At 48.4% G+C, this 2,835-nt stretch carries 2 protein-coding genes; both read right to left on the minus strand.

The features are described from left to right. Positions 1 to 328: 328 nt before the first annotated feature. Positions 329 to 1,606, minus strand: a complete 1,278-nt coding sequence (locus tag SCI24_RS21235) for an O-antigen translocase (RefSeq protein ID WP_318727258.1) — start codon at positions 1,604 to 1,606, stop codon at positions 329 to 331. 545 nt (positions 1,607 to 2,151) lie between these two features. Next, positions 2,152 to 2,835, minus strand: a 684-nt coding sequence (locus SCI24_RS21240; protein WP_318727259.1) for a transposase, incomplete at its 5' end; no start/stop codon positions are given.

Here is a 2,835-nt window from a genome sequence, read left to right on the forward strand (position 1 = left end):
AGAGATCGAGGCGGTGAGGCGACACGGCGGTATCCAGGTGCTGGTCCTTGAGGATCCAGGGCGCTTCCAGGCCCAGGGTCAGAATCTGGGTGCCGTCCATGCCATGCCCCCTGTCGTCGTGGAGGTCATCTCCTGGTCCAGCTCAGGGGAGGCGAATTCCACACCCAGCGACGAAGAGCCTTCAATAGCGTTGCACTTGGAACTTGAGACCGCCCACCACAGTTCAACGCACAAACGGTAAAAAACAGGATATCCGACAATTGATGATGCTCTTTTCAAGCCTCTCGGAAGTCGGGAACGATTGATAAATGGTGCATGAGAGACGGTATCATTCGTATATATCTCTATTTTTATGAAATGAATATTTATTACTTAAAAAGAAAATATACACCATTGAAATGATATAAATCAGACCAGACAACGCATATGACATTGCCGCGCCAACAAGACCATAGCTATCAACAAAGACAACCGTCAGAACAAAATAAAACGCATTGAATATAACTTCCGTTTTGATAAAGATCATTACCATTGATTTACTTATCATCACAAAAGTCAAAATCCAAGCTGTAAGTCTAAGAACCTCTCCTGCAAAATGCCATAAAAACAAATCACCCATCTTCGCAAAACTATCACTAAAAAGAAGAAGAATCACATTATCGCGTATTAAGTATATAAAAACCGCAGCAGCAATCGAGACAGGGACCAGAAGATACCAGGCATTCACTATCTCATTAACAATCAACTTGACATTCTTTGTCTCGGAAAGCTTTGGCAAAAGATAAACTGAAAGCACAGAGGTGAAAAACATTATATATGCACCACCAAGCCTCTGCATGGCCTCCCACAAACCTGCACTATCAGCGCCAACATTATCAAAAATATAAGTGCGGATTAAAAAGTTTACAGCTGGCCCTACAGCCACACTAACCAATGCCATCAAGGAGTATCTAAGGAGGTTTTTTAATATAAATCTATCAACAGCACCAATAAAGTTTCTTAAACCAAACCAGCTTGTTTTATATATTATTGCCAGAGTGGCGAAGAACGTCAATGACTGGTAGATAGCCAAGGCAACCAGCGCACCATAAAGGCCTAACTTGACAGTCATAACGGTGGTGACCGCCAGCGCAAATAGGCTACCGGCTATGTTGGCCATCACATAGCGGTGTATTTCTTTTTTACCGTTAAGAACAGCAAGTAACAAGGTGTTGAATACAAATAGAACAAGTGTTGCGGCAAACCAGATAAATATACTACCGAGACTTTCATCCTTGAGGAACCAGCCCGCCAAGAATTTGTTAAATCCGATTAAACTAATAGCAACTATAACTGACCCGACTAGCGAGATCGTTCCTGCTGTGCGCCAGACTGCATATTGTTTAACTTCGTCTCCGTGATATTCGGCCGTGTATTTAGTCACACCTTTATTGATTGCACCACTGGCCAGAGCTGTGGACATTTGTACGGCATTTTGAAAATTACCAATAGCTGCATAACCCGATGGACCAACATAAATAGCGAGTATTTTGTTAATACTCAACATTGTTAGCATTTTAATTATGACTGCAACTCCATTCAGTAAGCTGGTTTTTATCAGTGTCACAGATTAACCCTTTCATGCATGTAAGTGCTTACTCTGAAGCTTTGCATATTACCTGTATTAACCACCCTAGTGAATCGGATAATACCATTGCATGGCGTCGCTTCTTTTCACCAGAGGAAACGCATAAAACTTTCACACGCGGAAACGGTTGTCATATGCCCGACTCATTCATGACAAGCGGTCTCAATGACCAAGTGCGACACGTGACCTCGGCTGTTGCTTGATTGACTAACTGCCCGGAAAACAACTCTGGCTGCTTGGCCCATTAGCATTGGTATATGGAGAATAAGCTACATTGGATCATGGACGTGGCGCTTCGGGAGGCTGCCTTCAAAATCCACTGCGGTCTGGCGACCGAGAGCCTCGCCAGAACCCGACATATCGCCTTGAATTTAAGAAAGAGAGACGTACTTCAAGGTCAGTATACGGCAAAAGCAGAAGAAAGCCGTGTTGGATGGAATTTATCTGGCAGACATTCTGGCGATGTGAATTTTTTATACGTTTTCCCTGCTCTGCTAACCGCTTTTTCTTGGTTCTTCGTCACTTTACGTGGATTTGGCCTGATCGAACAGGCGGCCTACCGGGCTGCCAATCAGGTAGATCATGGCGATGAAGTTGGCCTCGCTCCGGTAGCCGCGGGCGCGTGACCGAGCCGCCTGGAACAAGCCGTTCATCCCTTCCAGTCGTGCGTTCGTCAGTCCCGAGAGCCACCGCCTGACCACCGCGTCGGCGTGGCGCTCCAGCGTCGGGGCTTTCTGGATCCAGCGCAGCTTCTCCTTGATCACCCAGGCATCGGACGTGGCGCTCAGGTCGGCCACCAGTTCCTGGAGCGCCGCTAGCTGCTTGGGTGTCAGGTTCTTGTTTTCAAGGCTCTTCAGCAGGGCCCAGCGCAGCGACTTGGGGTGTCCCTGCTCCCGGCGCGCCTTCTTGCACACCTCGTCCAGCCTCTTGGTGAAGGTCTGCACGATATGGAACCAGTCGACCGTGACCTCGGCCTCGGGAAGATGCTCGGCCACGCCGCTGAGGAAGGCTTGTGACATGTCGCAGACAACCTCGATCACGTTGTCCGGATCACCGCCATGGGCTGCCAGGAAGGCACTGAAGGCCTTGATGGTGTCCTTGCCGTGGCCGGGGACGGCGAAGATCACCGGCTCCTGTTTGCGCCGCATATCGAGGAACACCGTCACGTAGCGCTGGCCGCGCCGGGACGCGGTTTCATCCACACCGAC

Source organism: Halomonas sp. (genome assembly GCF_033549285.1).
GTDB lineage: Bacteria > Pseudomonadota > Gammaproteobacteria > Pseudomonadales > Halomonadaceae > Halomonas.